A 17,692-nucleotide genomic window follows, 5' to 3' on the forward strand; every position below is an offset into this window, starting at 1 on the left:
GCCAATACATTCTTTAGCTAAGCCAGTAGGTAGAACATGACACAATCCGCGAAACATACCCCTTTTAACGACGAGCCCACCGTTGCGGTAGTGGGGGCTGGAGTGGTGGGGCTTTGTACCGCCCTAGAAGCACAGCGTCATGGCTTTCAAGTCACTTTGTTTGACAAGGGTTTGCCGGGTGAATGCGCTTCGTTTGGTAATGCTGGCTATTTAGCTACAGAACTGATTGATCCTCTGGCAACGAAAAAGACACTGGCTGCGGCGCCAAAGATGTGGATGGATCCCAAGGGGCCGTTGGCCCTTCCTTGGAAGTATTTACCTCAAGCCCTGCCTTGGTTGGCGCGTTTTGTTCGCTCGGCTTCTTCTGCACGAGTGGAGGCAAGCCGACAAGCGCTCTACCAGCTCAATCAAGCGGCCGTTCCTGCTTGGCAACGCTGCTTGGCTGATATAGGGGCCGAAGAATATCTTGTTCCGTCAGGTTACCTGTTGGTATGGGAGTCAGAAAATAAGTTAGACGAGGCCAAAACGCATGCTGCTTACCTTGCTCAATGGGACATAGAAAGTGTCCTACTGCAGGGCGCACAACTGAGGGAAAAAGAGCCAGAGCTGGCTGAGACTGTCAGTCACGCTCTGTTTTTCCCTAATGCGTGTCGAGTGAAAGATCCTTATTTACTATCGAAGCAACTGTTTGCGGTTTTTCAAGCGCGCGGTGGGTGTTTTGAACAAACAGAAGTGAGTGAAATTCTTCCGCAAGAGAACGCAGTTGGGGTGATCACGGCGACGAGTCAAAATAGGTTCGAGCATGTGGTGCTTTGCACCGGCGCTTGGGGTAAGCCTCTGTTAGAACAAACAGGGATATCTGTTCCACTTGAAGCGGAGCGCGGGTACCACCTGACGATAGAGACTGCCGACATGGAGACGCCGCCACTCCAACATCCGATTGGCTCTGCGGAGCGTAAATTGGTGATGAGCCCTTTGGCGTCTGGTTTAAGGGTGGTTGGGATCACGGAAATAGGTGGCTTGCGTTTACCTGAGTTTGCTCGCAGGTTTAATGTGCTGCGCCATCACAGTAGGCAACTATTGCCACGATTAAACAACCCTGCTCTTAAAGTGAGTGAGTGGATGGGACATAGACCGACTCTGGCGGATTCGTTGCCAGTGATAGACCAGCACCCGCGTCATCCACGGTTATTGTTTGCCTTTGGGAATCAGCACTTGGGGCTGACTCAAGCCGCCATTAGTGCAGAGTTGGTTATTAGCCTATTGCGCCAAGTGGAGCCTGAGTTTGACGTGCAGCCGTATCGGGTAGACCGATTCTAAGGCCCGAAGACAGCAGATAGTATCGTGATAAAAAAGCACGTCGAACGGAGATCTCACATGTCGATTCACACTGGCACATCATTGATATATTGCCACTTGCCTGCACCTGATTACCCCCCGCAGATTCGTGGTTGATGATGAATTCCATGGATGTGTATAGAAGAGCGAAATAAGAAAGCCCTTTTAATTAAGGGCTTTATACATGGACATGGAACTGGTTGGAATCTATTCTATATTCTGGATCTGCTCACGCATCTGTTCAATCAGTACTTTCAGTTCAACGCCCGATGCGGTGATGTCGGTGCTGATCGATTTCGACGCTAGCGTGTTCGATTCACGGTTGAACTCTTGCATCATGAAGTCCAGACGACGACCCACTGCGCCACCTTTTTTCAGAATGTTTGTGGTTTCTTTTACGTGAGAGTCCAAGCGATCGAGCTCTTCAGCAACATCCGATTTTTGCGCTAGCAAAATCAACTCTTGCTCGATACGAGACGGATCCAGTTCCACTTTAGCGTCTTCGAATTTCGAGAATAGTCGCTCACGTTGCCACTCTAGTATTTCTGGCATGCGGGCACGCACTTTTACGACTTCTGCAGAGATGGCATCTAAACGCTGTTCAATCAGCGCTTTCATGTTCTCGCCTTCACGAGCACGCGCTTCAATAAACTCATCCATTGCGCCATCAAACGCTTCTAGTAGTACTTTATTTACCGCATCCATGTCTTGCTCTGGCGTTTCCATTACCCCCGGCCATTGCATGACTTGAAATGGGTTGATTCGGCTCAGTTCACCAGTCATGTGCATGACTTGTTCAGCGGCCTTAATTACCTGGCTAGCAAGCGCTTCGTTGATGCTAAGCTCACCTTTTGCGGCAGGGTTTGCTTCAAAGCGCAGATTACATTCCACTTTGCCTCGCGCTAAGCGCTTACGAAAACGCTCGCGTAAAACGGGCTCTAATCCGCGAAATTGTTCTGGCATGCGGAAGTATGTTTCTAAATAACGCTGGTTCACGCTGCGGATTTCCCATACCGCAGAACCCCAGTCGCCTTTTACTTCTTTGCGTGCATACGCTGTCATACTGTAAATCATCGAATTTTCCTGTCTTCATTTTTTGAAAATTACTTCAAGAGTGTATCACGCTGCGTCGATAGGTGCGCGGGATGTATGGATTGTTTATGTTGTGCCAGCGGCGTAACCTATGAATCCGGAATCGATTCCGTTATAATCTTCGCCCAACCAAATCGTCTTCTCCTCATATTTAAGGTAGATGCCCATGCGTCCAAACGATCGCAAGGCGGATCAAGTTCGCCCTATCAAAATTACTCGTAACTACACAGCTTACGCTGAAGGGTCAGTGCTAGTTGAGTTCGGTAACACCAAAGTGTTGTGTAATGCGACCGTAGAAGAATCTGTGCCACGTTGGCTAAAAGGCCAAGGTAAAGGCTGGGTTACAGCTGAATACGGCATGCTACCACGAGCAACACATTCTCGTACTCGTCGTGAAGCGGCAAGTGGCAAACAAGGCGGCCGTACGATGGAAATTCAGCGTCTTATTGCGCGAAGCCTACGTGCTGTTGTCGATCTAAAAGCCATGGGTGAGTTCATGATCACCGTTGACTGTGACGTTATCCAAGCTGATGGTGGTACGCGTACTGCATCCATCAGCGGCGCAAGCGTTGCAATGGCTGATGCGTTCCAACACCTAGTGGATAGCGGTAAGCTAAAAGCGAATCCAATGAAAGGCCACGTAGCGGCAGTTTCAGTTGGTTTGCTAGGCGATGAAGTATTGTGTGATCTTGAATACGTTGAAGATTCAGCGGCAGACACAGACATGAACGTGGTAATGACCGAAGAAGGCAAGATGATTGAAATTCAGGGCACTGCAGAAGGTGAACCGTTCAGTCACGAACAGCTGATGGCATTGCTCGAGTCGGCGAAAATCGGCATTACGGAAATTGTCGCAGCGCAGAAGGCGGCGTTAGCCAATTGATTTTAATAGCTCCCATTATGGGGGCTATTTTTTTATCTCGACAATAGAGAAATGAATGATTGTCGAGAAGAGACACAAGAAACCAAGGATATAGAGAGAAAATAATGAAAGCATACCAGCGTGAATTTATTGAGTTTGCACTTGAGAAAGAAGTTCTTAAGTTTGGTGAGTTTACTTTGAAATCTGGCCGTAAAAGCCCGTACTTCTTTAACGCTGGTCTTTTCAATACTGGTCGTGACCTAGCGCGTCTTGGTCGTTTTTACGCAGCCGCGCTTGCAGATTCGGGCATTGAGTTTGATGTGCTGTTTGGCCCGGCGTACAAAGGTATCCCAATCGCGACGACAACAGCAGTCGCGCTGGCGGATCACCACGATATCGACACGCCTTACTGCTTCAACCGTAAAGAAGCGAAAGATCACGGCGAAGGCGGTAACCTTGTAGGCTCTGCGCTTGAAGGTCGAATCATGCTAGTGGATGACGTAATCACAGCAGGTACTGCAATCCGTGAGTCGATGGAAATTATTAAAGCAAATGGCGCAGACCTTGCTGGTGTACTGGTTGCTATCGACCGCCAAGAGAAGGGCAAGGGCGAGCTTTCTGCGATTCAAGAAGTTGAGCGTGATTTTGGTTGTGCCGTGATTTCAATTGTAAGTTTGGGTGATCTTGTGACTTACTTAGAAGAGAAAGGTGACGCTGCTGAGCACTTGGAAGCAGTTAAAGCCTATCGCTCGGAATACGGCATTTAATTGGTTACTTTTTCTGAAAAAGTAAAAAGGGCAGATGGATATCCATCTGCCCTTTTTTTAGTTTTTGGATTTATCGCCTTGACGACTTACTTATAGCGAATGCCTTTCTCGACATGCTCATCTTGCATGGTTTTGTAGCGTTTATGGAGCCACATCCATTGCTCTGGAGCGCGTAGGATGACCTCTTCCACATACTTGTTCATGTAAGCGGCAGCGGCGACTTCGTCTTTTTGTGGATAGTCGGCTTCAATGCACTTATCGGCGATGATGTCGTATTTCCCTTCACCATTGCGAAACCCTGAGCCTGGGATGATCGCACATTTTGAGGTATACGCCAGAATACTTGTACCCGTTGTCGTACACGCATCGTCTACGGCAAAGAAGGGCACAAATACAGATTTTTTTCGACCGTAATCGTGATCCGGCAGATAGAACAGACGCTCACCGCTGCGTAATACACGAATCATCTTTTTCACATCTTTACGATCAATCAGTTTATTGCCGTTATGTGTCCGTCCCCAATACTGGATAAAGTTATAAGCAGGATTATTATGCGGACGAAACGCGCCGTACCCGGCCACGCCGAGCACGGCGAAAGCACGTGCAGTGATCTCTAGATTAAGAGCATGGACACAACAAAGTAGGACGCCTTTACCTTCTTTGGCTTTTTCACGCAGTGCGCCGAGATCTTTCTCGACGATAAGTTTTTTAAAGCGCCAAGTCGACCAGAACCAAGTGATTCCGGTTTCTATGAGTGCCATACCGGTATTTTTGAAGTTCTCTTCAACAATATGTTGAATCTCTTCAGGTGTTTTGTCTGGAAAGGCCAATTCTAAGTTACGTTGAGCAACGTGGACACGCTTTTTACCGTAGCGCATGCCAAGTTTACCGAGTGAACGACCTAATGAAAGCAGCAGCCGATAAGGAAGAATATTGACGAGGATGGCCAACAGACCAAAACCAAGCCATACGCCCCAGTTACGAGGGTGAAGAAGTGAAAGAGAAAACTCGGGCTGCGTGTATTTGTCTTTACTCATAGTCTTTTACTTTATTTGTGCACTCAAAAGCGCCCAGTACTCGTCAAAGTTTGCAGTCGGCTGGTATTTAAAGTCGCTACGCACAAAGCGGTTTAGGCTCCCCTCAACTTGTCCCAGAATTTGCGCGGCTAGGATGCGCTCTTCGACAGGGAAAGACTTCCCTTCACGAATCTTACGTTCACGCAGGATTTGGCGCAATTGTGTTTCTATACGCTCAAAGAGTTGATTGATGCGTTCACGTAGACGTTCATTTTCAAACATTAGAGCATGACCCGACAAAATGCGTGTCAGACCTGGGTTACGTTCAGAGAACGCCAAAATAAGGTGCATCACCATACGAATACGCTCTAGTGTATCTTTTTCGTCGTCTAGAATACGGTTGATACGTGTCATCAAGGCTTCTTCAATGAACTCAATCAACCCTTCGAACATGCGCGCTTTACTTGGGAAATGACGATACAGCGCGGCTTCTGAAACGCCGACTTGCTTGGCCAGTTTTGCCGTAGTAATGCGTGAAGCGCCATCTGTTGATTCAAGCATTTCTGCCAATGCTTGTAAGATCTCTTCACGACGGTTGGATTTTTTACTGCCGGCCATTAGTTACTTCCTTTCAAAATACAAAGTTGAGCGGAGGGGATTATAAGACGCTATTTCGCCTCAAACTAGACCACTAAGGGTGGAATGGGAGATTTAACACCCTTAGTTGTCATTTTTGTACCAAATTTATGCCAGCTTTTGTAAAAAATTGGCAGGGTTTTCAAACGTTAGTTACATCAATTGATGCATTTTTTCGAGAATTTTAAAGCTCAATGCTTCTTTTGATTCTAAAGCGAGCGCAAGTTCACCTTCAGGCCAGTAAAGGGTAATTGCGTTGTCGTTGCTGTTAAATCCTTGCCCTGAAACCGAAACGTCGTTTGCACAGATCATATCGAGGTTTTTCTTTGTTAACTTGCCTCGAGCATAGGTCTCTACATCATTGGTTTCAGCCGCAAAACCGACGGTAAACGGACGCTTCTCCGTCATTGCTGCCACAGATGCAACAATATCAGGATTTTTAACCATATTAATGACCATTTCGTCGTTGTCTTCTGTCTTTTTCAACTTTTGAGACGCGATCGTTTGTGGGCGGTAGTCGGCAACGGCAGCGCAGCTAATAAACGCATCATGCCTGTTTGCATGTGTCATAACGGCTTCGTGCATCTCTTGTGCACTGGAAACATTAATGCGCTCAACACCTACGGGCGTATTTAAACTGACAGGACCGCTCACGAGGGTGACTTTTGCTCCCATCTGCGCTGCGGCGCTCGCCAATGCATAGCCCATTTTCCCGGAGCTATGGTTCGTAATGTAACGCACTGGATCAATCGCTTCGCGAGTTGGTCCGGCGGTAATGAGTATCGACTTACCTTCTAGCAATTTTGGTTGAAAGAACTGTTCACATAGATGTACTAGCTGCATTGGTTCCAGCATTCGACCTGGTCCTACATCACCACAGGCTTGCTCTCCTGCCGCAGGGCCCCAGATGTGCATACCACGACGCGCTAACGTAGCGATGTTCTCTTGGGTTGCGATATTGCGATACATCTGTTGATTCATCGCAGGAGTAACAGCAACAGGGGAATCCGTCGCGAGCACGAGCGTAGTAAGTAAATCGTTCCCCATGCCTGCGGACATGCGCGCGATTAAGTCCGCGGTCGCGGGCGCTAATAGCACTAAATCTGCCCATTTGGCCAATTCAATATGGCCCATAGAGGCTTCCGCTGCTGGGTCTAGTAAACTGTCCGAGACAGGACGGCCCGAAACGGCTTGCATGGTTAAAGGGGTAATGAACTCTTTTGCGGCTTTCGTCATTACAACTTGAACTTGCGCTCCCCTCTCTATGAGGCGACGGGTTAGCTCCGCACATTTATACGCGGCAATACCGCCACTGATGCCGAGTAGAATTTTCTTTCCTGCTAGTGTTTGCATGTGAGATCTCCAATTTGATGACCGGATTTTAACACAATTCAAAGTCTGACCGCCCGAGCATATATAACGAGAAGATAATTCACATCAAACTCCAGAGTATTAATCTGACCGAGGAAGGGAAAATTCTCGCCTACCTCACAGACAAGTTGCGCGGAGTTTGCAAGTCTGAAAAGAAAAAGAGGTAGTGGAAACCATGGTGTTGAAAAGTCGAAATAAATTGCTGTTGATAACCCTAATTCCACTGTTGTTGATCACCACGTTGATCTCAGTGGTGTATTACATCAACAGCAGTAAAAGTTTGGAAGCGGAGCTGGCAAGAGACAGGCAAGAGCTCATCGAAACGAAGAAGAAAGAGCTACAAGCCTACATGATGATGGGTGTGACGGCGATAAAACCGTTATACGACACGGATGTAAATGGAAGTAATAAAGAGGCAGCAAAAGAAATTCTGAAAGCCATGCGCTTTGAAAGCGATGGTTACTTTTTTGCCTACGACTCTCAAGGTGTGAATACGTTACATGCCATCAAACCTTCTTTAGAGGGTAAAAACCTTTACGACTTAAAAGATGAAAATGGGGTCGCAGTTATCGCGGGCTTGATTGATGCTTCTCAAAAAGGGGATGGGTTCCTCTATTTCTCGTGGCACAAACCGACCATTGACGCACAAGCGCCTAAGCTAGGCTATGCAGAATATTTATCGAAATGGGACTGGGTTTTAGGCACTGGTGTTTATATTGATGACATCGACCAGCAAGTTGCGATGCACAGAGAGTTAAAGACTCAAGAGCTAAAAGAGCATACGTTATCTGCCGTGTTGATTTCCGTTGTTGGGTTGATCATTACCAGTGTTCTCACCAGTATCGTGGTGTCGAAAGGCATTCAGCCATTACAACATGTCGCGGCGTCATTGAAAGATGTAGCCGCAGGCGGCGGTGACTTAACGGCTCGTTTAAAAGTCGAAAGTCAGGATGAAGTCGGTGAAGTGGCGGCCGCGTTTAATGAGTTTATGGATAAGCTGCACCCACTGATGCAAGACATTCATCGCTCTGCGACGACAGTACAGACCGTTTCTCAAAGCCTGAACACTCAGACCAGCCAAGCGAGCGGTCAAATGCAGGATCACTGTTTAGAGACGGACAAAGTCGTGACGGCAGTGACGCAAATGAGCATGACAGCCAAAGAAGTAGCCAGCAATACCAATGCGACAGCACAGGCGATTGAGGATGCCAACAGTCAAGTTACCGAAGCTCAGCGTGAAGTGGAACAAGCAATTGAAGGCATTACCGAGCTAGTGAGGGAGATAGACAGTACGTCAGATGCAATTTCTGAGTTGAGTTTACAAACCGAAAAAATAACCAAAGTGCTGGATGTGATTGGCGAGATAGCCGAGCAAACGAATTTGTTGGCCCTAAATGCGGCGATTGAAGCGGCTAGAGCCGGTGAGCAAGGCCGAGGGTTTGCCGTCGTTGCGGATGAAGTTCGCTCGCTAGCCAGTCGTACGCAAAATAGTACTCATGAAATTGGTGACATGCTTAAGCAGCTACAAAATGGTGTATCAAGAGCGGTCAGTACGATGTCGGTGAGCCAAAAACGAGGTGTAAAAACGGCGGAAGAATCGGCGCTCATTCAGCAATCTCTTTCTAGTGTTCATCATTCTATCGGAACAATTCGAGATATGGGTATTCAAACCGCGTCTGCTGCCGAAGAGCAAAGTGCGGTTGCAGAAGACATCAACCAAAACTTAGTGGCTATTCAACAGATCGTGAACAACATTAATGAGACGTTGCAGCATGCCGAGTCAATCAGCACGCAGCTATCACAATCTGGAACAGAAATTCACGGCTTGGTTGGCAACTTTAAACTCTGATGAACTGTTAAGTTGCATGGAAAGCACTGATGGTACGAAGAAAGCGAAAGTCATACTCGACTTTCGCTTTTTGTTTTGTGGAATAGGGGCACTTTCCATATAAAGAGACATCAGATGATACTGAAAGCTATGCCAACTGAGTCCATGCCCAGAGAGAAGTTGTTGCAACGAGGACCGCAAGCATTGACCGATGCTGAGCTACTGGCCATCTTCTTGCGCACAGGCAGCCGCGGAATGAACGTGATTGAGCTTGCAGACTTCCTTATTCAAGACTTTGGTTCGCTCAGACAACTATTTTCAGCATCAGAGCAAGAGTTTTGTCGTCATAAAGGGTTGGGACAAGCCAAGTATGTTCAGTTGCAAGCGGTACTAGAAATGACGCAGCGCTATTTAGCGGAAACGCTAAAGCGTGGTGACGCCTTAACCAGCCCCGACCAAACTAAGTTATATCTGTCTTCTATTTTAAGGGATCGGCAAAGAGAGGCTTTTTATATTCTTTTTCTCGATAACCAGCACCGAGTGATAAAAGATGAAATTTTATTTGAAGGAACGTTGGATGCCGCGTCGGTTTATCCGAGAGAAGTCGTCAAGCGAGCTCTGCATCATAATGCGGCGGCTTTGATTTTGGCGCACAATCATCCTTCAGGCGTTGCTGAGCCGAGCCAAGCTGACAGAAGGATTACAAGGCGTCTCACCGACGCATTAGCATTGGTGGATATTCGTATTTTGGACCATTTCGTCATCGGAGATGGGGAAAGTGTCTCTTTTGCTGAAAGAGGCTGGATATAACTGTGCGTTTTTTAGGTTGTTAGTTGCTAAAAATCTGCTATCATCCACGCCACTAAATTTTTAACTGAATTCAGCTTGGACTGCTAAAAAAATCTGCTGTCTAAAAAAAGATCACGAAAACCTGTAAAAAGGATCTGTTCGGGTCTTGAGCAATGCATATCAAGTTAGTATAATGCGCGACCTTTGATAGCCTTGTATGGATTTTCCATAGCGGTTCTTAACCTCTAACTTCTTTTCGAGAGATAGAGAGGTTCGGCCACCAAGGTTGATATCGAGCTGAAACGATTTTGGAGAAGACATTCATGTCACGAGTATGCCAAGTAACTGGTAAGCGTCCAGTAACGGGTAACAACCGTTCACACGCACGAAATGCTACTAAGCGTCGTTTTCTGCCGAACCTACAAACTCATCGTTTCTGGGTAGAGAGCGAAAAACGTTTTGTTAAACTACGTCTATCTGCTAAAGGTATGCGCATCATCGACAAGAAAGGTATTGATACTGTTCTTGCAGACATGCGTGCACGTGGCGAAAACGTTTAAGAGGAAATAAGCAATGGCAAAGAAAGGCGTTCGTGAGAAAATCCGTCTAGTATCTTCTGCAGGTACAGGCCACTTCTACACAACTGATAAGAACAAGCGTAACATGCCAGGCAAATTTGAGATCAAAAAGTTTGATCCAGTAGTTCGCCAGCACGTTATGTACAAAGAAGCAAAAATCAAATAATTGGTTTCAGTCTCTTTGATGAATTGAAAAACCCAACTTTCGAGTTGGGTTTTTTATTACCTGAATAAAAAAGTGCTGAAAAAAGTGTTCAGTACGTTATCGGATAATAAAGCACTGCTGAAGTCATTTTATCGGTCCGACGCTACACTAGAATTTTTGATTTATCGCTCTCTACCGCTTTGCCACCAATTCTCTACACACTTGCACACCGTTGTTCTAGTCAAGCTCAATACTCTTTGGTAGTTTACTCATAACTATAAGAGAGTAGAGATGGTTATGCGTGTGAGTCCGGCTCGTCGCCGCCGATGGAACAATATTCTTATTCTGGGCATTATCGCGTTTATAGTGATCTTAAATGCGCCGATGTGGATCAAAACTTACCTATTAACAGACCAAGCAGACCCCTACCCAAATGTACTTCGCTCCGACTATACGGTGGAGACTTTGTACTATAGTGGCTGGGAGTTCGAACTGCATGATGGACGATGGCAATCTAACGTCAAAGTCGATGCACCGATCAGTGAACTTGTATCACGCTGGCAATCATTGGAAGGGACCGAGCTTACCTCGGAACAGTTCGATCATTTAAAACCTAACCTGACGATACCTGAAACGGTAGAAGTTTGGTATCAGGATCTCGAAGAGCCGCAGCGGGTAACTTTCTTTCGTTTACCTGATTTTTGGCTATTTAAAACCTGGCAAGACAAATGGGTCGCTATCTCCGTCGATGAAAACTACCTTATGCCAGAGTAAAGCCTTTTTGCGCCTATACCTCTAACAAGCTTTCCTATTTATCGTTTTTCTTTTCGATTATGCTAGCAGCGAGAACTATTAGCCGGTGAATTGGAGAATCTAATGCCTGAGTTGCCAGAAGTTGAAGTCAGTCGTATGGGGATTAGCCCCCACATGGTTGGACAAACGATCCAGTCGTTTACTTTTCGAACGCCTAAATTGCGCTGGGATATTCCTATAGAGCTTAAAAAATTGGAAGGGCAGGTGATCCGTGCGATTAGCCGTCGTGCGAAATACTTACTGATCGAGACAAACACAGGTACAGCCATTGTTCACTTGGGCATGTCTGGGTCTTTACGTGTCCTAGATGCCGACTTTCCGCCAGCAAAGCACGATCATGTAGATCTCAAACTAAGCAGTGGAAAAATACTGCGTTATAACGATCCGCGTCGTTTTGGGGCATGGCTGTGGTGTGCTCCTGGCGAGTCACATGCTGTACTAGCAAACATGGGGCCTGAGCCTTTAACTGAAGAGTTCAATGCGGAATATGTAGCGGAGAAAGCTAAAAATAAGCGTGTCGCCGTCAAGCAGTTCATCATGGACAACAAAGTCGTGGTTGGTGTCGGGAACATCTACGCGAATGAGTCGTTGTTTAAATCTCGAATTCACCCTTCAAGGCCTGCAGGTAAGCTAACTTCTCAAGAGTGGGGGTTACTTGTTGAAAATATCAAAATGACACTTGAGATTGCCATTACGCAAGGTGGGACTACGCTGAAAGACTTTGCGCAAGCCGATGGAAAGCCGGGTTACTTTGCACAAGAGTTATTAGTTTACGGAAAAGCCGGAGAGCCATGCCCAGAATGCGGCGAACGACTTCAAGAGCTAAAAATAGGGCAGCGTAATACCTTCTTTTGTGGTGAGTGTCAGAAGTAAGACGAGCTAATATCGAGCTTAAGTTGTTGTAATCTTGCGCTCGAGCCTCAATAATTCAATCAGTTTCGAATAACTTAGTAAATTATATGAAAGTCATTTATCCGGGCACTTTTGATCCAGTGACTAATGGTCATCTCAATCTAATAGAACGCACTCACGAAATGTTTGATGAGGTTGTGATTGGCGTAGCCGCAAGCCCATCGAAGAACACCATGTTTTCATTGGAAGAGCGCGTTGCACTGATGCAGGACGTTGTAGCGCATTTACCGGGGGTGACGGTAAAGGGGTTCTCTGGGTTATTAGTGGACTTCGCGAGAGATGAGCAAGCTAAGGTTCTTATTCGTGGTTTGCGAACAACGGTAGACTTTGAATACGAGTTTGGACTGACCAACATGTACCGAAAGCTATTACCAGGTATCGAAAGTGTATTTTTGACACCTGAAGAAGAGTTTGCGTTTCTATCGTCGACTATCGTGAGAGAAGTGGCCATTCATGGCGGAAGTATCGATCAGTTCGTTCCCAAGCCAGTAGCCATCGCGATTGGGGAAAAACTGAATGAAAGACAGTAAATTCCCTTATTATTTCTCAAACGCTCTCTCGATACTTATCCCTCGTTTTGTATATCGAGCACAAGCAAAGCGTTTACTTTCGAATTTAACTGAAGCCGAGAAGCAACTCTGCCTTGAGCGGGTGAACTATTACAACAAGTGTGAAACGCCGTTTTCAGTCGATAGCCGAGAACAAAGTTACGCGACTGTCGATACATTCAAAAAAACGAAAGGTTGGACGTATTTTTTCGATCTTCGCCAAGTTGTACGCTATTTCCCTTCCAGTTTTGCGTTTAACTACATCAACGGTGATGTTACACACATTCCCAATGTACCGAGCTTTATAAAAAGCCGCCCTATTTTTGGTAACAACCAAAATTCAGTGGTATTGAAACTTAACCAAGTTCGTCATTTTAAATTTGTTGATGATCCTGTTCGCTATCAAGATAAAAAGGACATGGTCGCTTGGCGTGGTGTGGGTTTTCAGCCTCATCGTCAAAAGGTGATTCATGCGTTCTACAACCATCCGCAATGCAACATTGGCCAGACCCGCCCGGTAGAAGGGCAGCCTTGGGAAAAAGGCTTTATGAGCATTGAGGAGCAACTTCAATACAAGTTCTTGTTGTGTATAGAAGGCAATGATGTGGCCACCAACCTTAAGTGGGCTATGTCGTCTAACTCCTTGGTTATTATGTCAAAGCCAAAATATGAGACTTGGTTTATGGAAGGTAAGTTAGAGGCTGGTGTCCACTATGTTGAAGTGAAGGATGACTATTCGGATTTGCCCGAAAAGATGGACTATTATCTAGCGAATGAGCAAGAAGCATTAGCGATCATTGAAAATGCGCACCAGTGGGTTGAGCAGTTCAAAGATAAACGTAAAGAGCGTTTGATCTCATTGATGGTTGCCGATAAGTACTTCGCTTTATCTCAGCAACAATAAAAAAGGGGCGCTTCGCCCCTTTTTTATAACCTTAAGCTTCTAGAAATTGATCAACACCATTCTCACAGCGTTTAAGCTTGTTTTTAATGGTGTTCTCTAAAATATCGTCATTTTGTCCGAGTGACGCACGAGAGTTTTCTACGTGGTACAAGTGGTAGCCTACACCTGCGAATTTTAGGTAAAGACGTGACTTACCCGCATTCAACATGCGATGAACAAACTCGCTGTCTTCGCGTCCCCATCCAACAAAATCTTGGTTGAAGCCATTCACCTCGATGACATCTTGTCGCCAAAACGCCATGTTGCAACCGCGAGTGGCTTTATCGTTATTGCGCTCGTAAGAGAACCATTTCGATAGTAAAGCGTTGGTGATGCAGTTTTTACGATTGCGAATGCCTTTGCTGAAGATAGAAGGCATTAAGCCGTTTTCCATGATGGCCTTGCTGCAGTTTTCATCCGTTAACACACGTCCACCCTGCACAAACCAATTTGGCTTTGCGACTTGCTTATGTGATTCAATAAACGTTTGAGACAACACCATGTCGCCATCAATCATGATGAGGTAGTCACCTGATGCTTTTGCGATAGCACGGTTGCGGCTCATTGAAAGTTGAAAGCCATTATCTTCGTGCCAGCTATGAATAAGTGGTACTGGAAAGCCGTCACGCAGTTGGTCGATCATTGCTTTGGTATCGTCTCGAGAACCGTCATCTGCAACGATGACTTCATCAGGCAAAACGGTTTGACGTTTCACGCTTTCTAACACCGCTTTTAATGCTTCTTTCCAGTTGTAAGTGGTGATAATTAAAGTCGTTTTCATGATTTTTTTGCCTGTTCACGTAAGTAGAGATCGATATATTTTACAAAAGTAGAGTGCATGCTTAGCCAAGCTAGAATGAAACCATGTTTGCCATCAAGGAAGCCTCGTTTGAGAACATACATCTTCAAAAAGCTAGCAAGAGCGTGAACAATTGCAGTGGTTAAGCCGGATTTCTTTTTACCTTCACGTTCATCCGTCCAGGCCTTGAGGTAGCCAGTGGTTTTATTGATGTAATGATGAAGGTGCTCGTAAGTGTAGTGATGCAGTCGACCATCCAGTTTTTCAGTTTGATAGTTTTTCTCATCAACTTTTTCATGAACGAGCGAATCATTATATTGCGTATATTCGGTGCGATATAAGCGCACAATCCAGTCTGGAGACCAACCAGAATGGTAGATGAACTTACCAAACGCTGAGCTTAGTCGGTTAAGCTTGTATAAAACGTTCGGCTTATTGGCTGATACCGCGTGTAAGATACTTTCTTTTAGCTCTGGAGTGACTTGTTCGTCTGCATCAAGCCATAAAACGTAGTCTGCCGTAACGTATTGCTGCGCAAGTTGGCGCTGTTTACCGAATCCTGGCCAATCTAGGTTGGTGTAAAACTTATCTGTGTATTGTCGGGCGATTTCTTCGGTACGATCAGTGCTGCCCGAATCTAGAAGGACAATCTCATCGACCCAATCTTTTACTGTGTCTAGACAAGCTTGTAAGTGCTTCTCTTCATTTTTTACAATTAAGGCAACGGCTAAGGTTGGTTTGGACAAGGTCATTTCCTTCTTAACAAATCAAGACAGTAAGTTTACTGGTATTGAGGATACAAATCTTCTAAGACTTGATCGAACATGCTCATTACTTGAGTGTTAGTAATGCGGTTCATTGCCGTTTCATCTTTAGCGCGAGTTCGCCAGTTTAACTCGTGACTGTTTTTACCTGTTTCTGCAAAGATCGTTTCTTCATAAACAGAGACAACGTATTTTAGGTAGCGGTAAGGTCCCACTCGCAGCGGATTATGGTGTGCATAGAGCCCGATGATTGGCGTTTTCATGGCATTTGCCATGTGTGCTGGTCCGGTATCGGGGGCGATGACCATTTCAACCTTATCTATTAACGCAAGCATTTGCAGAATTGAGCTTTGTCCAATTAAATTTAGACACGGTTCTTCCAAGCGAGATTGAATGGCTTCAGCCAAATCCAGTTCAACTTGAGCTGGGCTACCTGCCAGAATCACGTTCCAGCCTTTAGCTCTGGCGTGATGAATCACATCCACATAACCTTCCGCGTTCCAGTTTTTATAAGCTTTGCTCGCACCAGGCACAATCAGCAGGTTAGGTTTATTACGAGAAATATGAGACTCTGCCCAAGCTTGGTCATGATCTGAATAAGAAAGTACCCAGTCCAGTTCTGCCTTTGGTACTCCAATTTGATGGGCAAAGGCCATTAAGCCATCTGCGACATGCAGAGATTGCGGGGAAGGCACTTTGACATTGGTAAATAGCGTCTGAAAATCTTGGCTTCTATCAGAAGAGAAACCAAGTTTGTATTTTGCTTTAATGCCCAACGTTGCGACACTCGCTCGAATCGCGTACTGCATATGCAATAGCGCATCAAACTCTCTGCCTTTCAGCTGTCGCCAAAGCGATTTGTAGCCATCGAGTCCCGCTTTTTTATCAAAAACAATCACTTCTACGCCATCAATGGCGGCTAATAACTGGGCTTCAAGTTTACCCGTTATCCAAGTAATCTGGGTCGAAGGCCAGTGTTTCTGAATAGCTTGAACGGTGGCGATGGTATTGCAAACGTCTCCAATAGCGGACAAACGCAAGATGCATAATGACGATGGGGCAGAAGTGAACATAATTATTGTCTGATTCGATGAATAGAGGCAGGTAAATTATGCAGACATCCCCAATAAATGTAAAATACACGGCTCGAATATAGCTAAGTACTGATAAGTGTTCTGCAATGTCAAAGATAACACCGCATCAATCGCAAGAATCTGGCAAACCGGGTAATACCGGGCTAAAGCGCATCGTTAAAGCAACGGGTTATTCGATCCAAGGATTAAAAGCGGCTTTTAAGCATGAAGCTGCCATTCGACAAGAGTTGGCTCTGTTGAGTTTCGCTGTGATTTTGGCTTGGCTAGTGGATGTCGGCATGGTTGAGCGTATCTTAATGATCGGGGTCGTGGTGTTAGTCTTGATTGTAGAGCTTGTGAATTCAGCTATTGAGGCTGTGGTTGATCGTATCGGTATTGAGCGGCATGAACTCAGTGGTCGAGCTAAAGACATAGGCTCTGCTGCCGTTATGGTTGCATTGGCGTTCGCCGGATTTACTTGGTTGTATATATTAACCAGCCGATATTTAGGCTAGGGGGTAAGCGCGTGACTCAACAGTATCAAAACAACAACCAAATGATTTGGTTTGATGACGAGATCCTTACAGACCCTAGCCAACCGATATTTGATGCGGAATACTGGCAGTCCTTAGACAAGGTGGTTGGCAGTGCGACGGGGCGAGGCACGACATGGTTTATCCAACTAGAGAACATGCAAGCAGCACTGCGTCATTACCGTCGTGGCGGTTTGTTTGGGAAGTTGGTTAACGATCATTATTGGTTCTCTGGCTGGGATAACACCCGTAGTGCGCAAGAGTTTCAGCTTTTATTGGCGCTAATCGAGGCTGGGGTGCACGTTCCTCGTCCAATTGCAGCAAGAGCCGTAAAGTCAGGGTTCTTCTATCAAGCTGATTTATTAAGTGAGCGAATCCCAAACGCCAGAGATCTGGTTAGTATCTTGCAAGAACAGTCTTTATCGGCAGACATGCATCAAAAAATAGGGCAAGAAATTGCCAAGATGCATCAGGTTGGCGTTAACCATACCGATTTGAATATCCATAATATCTTGATCGACGACAAAGATAAGGTATGGATTATCGATTTTGATAAGTGTCGTTTTGAAACTTCTGGTGACTGGAAGGCTCAAAATCTAAATAGACTCCTGCGTTCATTTAATAAAGAGCGTTTAAAGCGACAGATTATTTGGCAAGAATCCGATTTTGAGCATTTGCAGGACGGTTACGCTTCTCAAATTTAATTGGGTTTTTTATCATTTTATAATTGATTGCCCTAAGTAAGCCTTCTTGAGTCTAACGATGCTCGAGTGAGTCTATAAACTACAATAATCATAAAGTATTCATGTGTATCTGATGACACACAAATTAACGTAGGTAACATTCGTGAAGAAAATATTAGTAACCGGTGGAGCTGGTTTTATC

20 protein-coding genes are annotated in these 17,692 nt (G+C 45.6%); 13 read left to right on the forward strand and 7 right to left on the reverse strand.

Going from position 1 to position 17,692, the window contains the following annotated elements:
- Positions 1–36 precede the first annotated feature (36 nt).
- Positions 37–1,320 (forward strand): NAD(P)/FAD-dependent oxidoreductase, encoded by a 1,284-nt coding sequence (locus tag EX191_RS15795; RefSeq protein WP_193448031.1) that lies wholly within the window; start codon positions 37–39, stop codon positions 1,318–1,320.
- A 225-nt stretch (positions 1,321–1,545) separates the two neighbouring features.
- Here the strand turns inward: EX191_RS15795 and EX191_RS15800 are convergent, their stop codons facing one another.
- Positions 1,546–2,412, reverse strand: a complete 867-nt coding sequence (locus EX191_RS15800) for a YicC/YloC family endoribonuclease (protein ID WP_005395766.1) — start codon at positions 2,410–2,412, stop codon at positions 1,546–1,548.
- Positions 2,413–2,596: 184 nt separating this feature from the next.
- Between EX191_RS15800 and rph the strand changes: the two genes are divergently transcribed.
- A complete protein-coding gene (gene rph / locus EX191_RS15805; RefSeq protein WP_104971148.1) occupies positions 2,597–3,313 on the forward strand; it encodes a ribonuclease PH in 717 nt (238 codons plus the stop codon).
- Positions 3,314–3,417: 104 nt separating this feature from the next.
- Entirely contained in the window at positions 3,418–4,059 is a 642-nt protein-coding gene (gene pyrE / locus EX191_RS15810) for an orotate phosphoribosyltransferase (RefSeq protein WP_006741831.1), read from the forward strand.
- A gap of 86 nt (positions 4,060–4,145) precedes the next feature.
- Here pyrE and EX191_RS15815 read toward each other — a convergent pair whose 3' ends face one another.
- From EX191_RS15815 to coaBC, 3 genes are all read right to left on the reverse strand, one after another.
- The gene (locus EX191_RS15815; protein WP_193448032.1) at positions 4,146–5,096 is read right to left on the reverse strand and encodes a Kdo(2)-lipid IV(A) acyltransferase; all 951 of its coding nucleotides are present in this window, start codon (positions 5,094–5,096) and stop codon (positions 4,146–4,148) included.
- A gap of 6 nt (positions 5,097–5,102) precedes the next feature.
- The gene (slmA, locus tag EX191_RS15820; RefSeq protein ID WP_005379386.1) at positions 5,103–5,693 is read right to left on the reverse strand and encodes a nucleoid occlusion factor SlmA; all 591 of its coding nucleotides are present in this window, start codon (positions 5,691–5,693) and stop codon (positions 5,103–5,105) included.
- 171 nt (positions 5,694–5,864) lie between these two features.
- Positions 5,865–7,064 (reverse strand): bifunctional phosphopantothenoylcysteine decarboxylase/phosphopantothenate--cysteine ligase CoaBC, encoded by a 1,200-nt coding sequence (gene coaBC, locus EX191_RS15825; protein ID WP_193448033.1) that lies wholly within the window; start codon positions 7,062–7,064, stop codon positions 5,865–5,867.
- Positions 7,065–7,257: 193 nt separating this feature from the next.
- On the opposite strand from coaBC, the gene EX191_RS15830 reads away from it, so the two are divergent.
- The 8 genes from EX191_RS15830 to EX191_RS15870 all read left to right on the forward strand — a co-directional run bounded on the left by EX191_RS15830 (position 7,258) and on the right by EX191_RS15870 (position 13,599).
- A complete protein-coding gene (locus EX191_RS15830) occupies positions 7,258–8,931 on the forward strand; it encodes a methyl-accepting chemotaxis protein (protein ID WP_193448034.1) in 1,674 nt (557 codons plus the stop codon).
- Positions 8,932–9,045: 114 nt separating this feature from the next.
- Complete coding sequence (radC, locus tag EX191_RS15835) at positions 9,046–9,720, forward strand: RadC family protein (protein WP_193448035.1); 675 nt, start codon at positions 9,046–9,048, stop codon at positions 9,718–9,720.
- A 302-nt stretch (positions 9,721–10,022) separates the two neighbouring features.
- Positions 10,023–10,259: a 50S ribosomal protein L28 gene (rpmB, locus tag EX191_RS15840; RefSeq protein WP_005384783.1), complete on the forward strand. Its 237-nt coding sequence runs from the start codon at positions 10,023–10,025 to the stop codon at positions 10,257–10,259.
- Between the two features lie 13 nt (positions 10,260–10,272).
- Positions 10,273–10,443 carry a 50S ribosomal protein L33 gene (gene rpmG / locus EX191_RS15845; protein WP_004410866.1) on the forward strand — a complete coding sequence of 57 codons (171 nt, stop codon included), beginning with the start codon at positions 10,273–10,275 and terminating at the stop codon, positions 10,441–10,443.
- Between the two features lie 276 nt (positions 10,444–10,719).
- Complete coding sequence (locus EX191_RS15855; protein WP_193448036.1) at positions 10,720–11,196, forward strand: hypothetical protein; 477 nt, start codon at positions 10,720–10,722, stop codon at positions 11,194–11,196.
- 102 nt (positions 11,197–11,298) lie between these two features.
- Positions 11,299–12,108, forward strand: coding sequence for a bifunctional DNA-formamidopyrimidine glycosylase/DNA-(apurinic or apyrimidinic site) lyase (gene mutM, locus EX191_RS15860; protein ID WP_150916115.1), 810 nt, complete (start codon positions 11,299–11,301; stop codon positions 12,106–12,108).
- A gap of 86 nt (positions 12,109–12,194) precedes the next feature.
- A complete protein-coding gene (gene coaD, locus EX191_RS15865) occupies positions 12,195–12,677 on the forward strand; it encodes a pantetheine-phosphate adenylyltransferase (protein WP_005395788.1) in 483 nt (160 codons plus the stop codon).
- Complete coding sequence (locus tag EX191_RS15870; protein ID WP_193448037.1) at positions 12,664–13,599, forward strand: glycosyl transferase family 90; 936 nt, start codon at positions 12,664–12,666, stop codon at positions 13,597–13,599. The genes coaD and EX191_RS15870 overlap by 14 nt, the downstream gene beginning before the upstream one ends.
- A 31-nt stretch (positions 13,600–13,630) precedes the next feature.
- On the opposite strand, the gene EX191_RS15875 is transcribed toward EX191_RS15870, so the two are convergent.
- The 3 genes from EX191_RS15875 to EX191_RS15885 are packed head-to-tail and all read right to left on the reverse strand — an operon-like array spanning position 13,631 to position 16,274.
- Positions 13,631–14,419, reverse strand: coding sequence for a glycosyltransferase family 2 protein (locus tag EX191_RS15875; RefSeq protein WP_193448038.1), 789 nt, complete (start codon positions 14,417–14,419; stop codon positions 13,631–13,633).
- The gene (locus tag EX191_RS15880; RefSeq protein ID WP_054867810.1) at positions 14,416–15,183 is read right to left on the reverse strand and encodes a glycosyltransferase family 2 protein; all 768 of its coding nucleotides are present in this window, start codon (positions 15,181–15,183) and stop codon (positions 14,416–14,418) included. Before EX191_RS15880 ends, EX191_RS15875 begins: the two co-directional genes overlap by 4 nt.
- Positions 15,184–15,218: 35 nt before the next feature.
- Entirely contained in the window at positions 15,219–16,274 is a 1,056-nt protein-coding gene (locus tag EX191_RS15885) for a glycosyltransferase family 9 protein (protein ID WP_193448039.1), read from the reverse strand.
- A gap of 107 nt (positions 16,275–16,381) precedes the next feature.
- On the opposite strand from EX191_RS15885, the gene EX191_RS15890 reads away from it, so the two are divergent.
- A complete protein-coding gene (locus EX191_RS15890) occupies positions 16,382–16,789 on the forward strand; it encodes a diacylglycerol kinase (protein ID WP_074191922.1) in 408 nt (135 codons plus the stop codon).
- Positions 16,790–16,800: 11 nt separating this feature from the next.
- Complete coding sequence (locus tag EX191_RS15895; protein WP_193448040.1) at positions 16,801–17,511, forward strand: 3-deoxy-D-manno-octulosonic acid kinase; 711 nt, start codon at positions 16,801–16,803, stop codon at positions 17,509–17,511.
- The last annotated feature ends 181 nt before the right edge of the window (positions 17,512–17,692 follow it).

Source organism: Vibrio chemaguriensis (assembly GCF_012275705.1).
Taxonomy (GTDB): Bacteria; Pseudomonadota; Gammaproteobacteria; order Enterobacterales; family Vibrionaceae; genus Vibrio; species Vibrio diabolicus.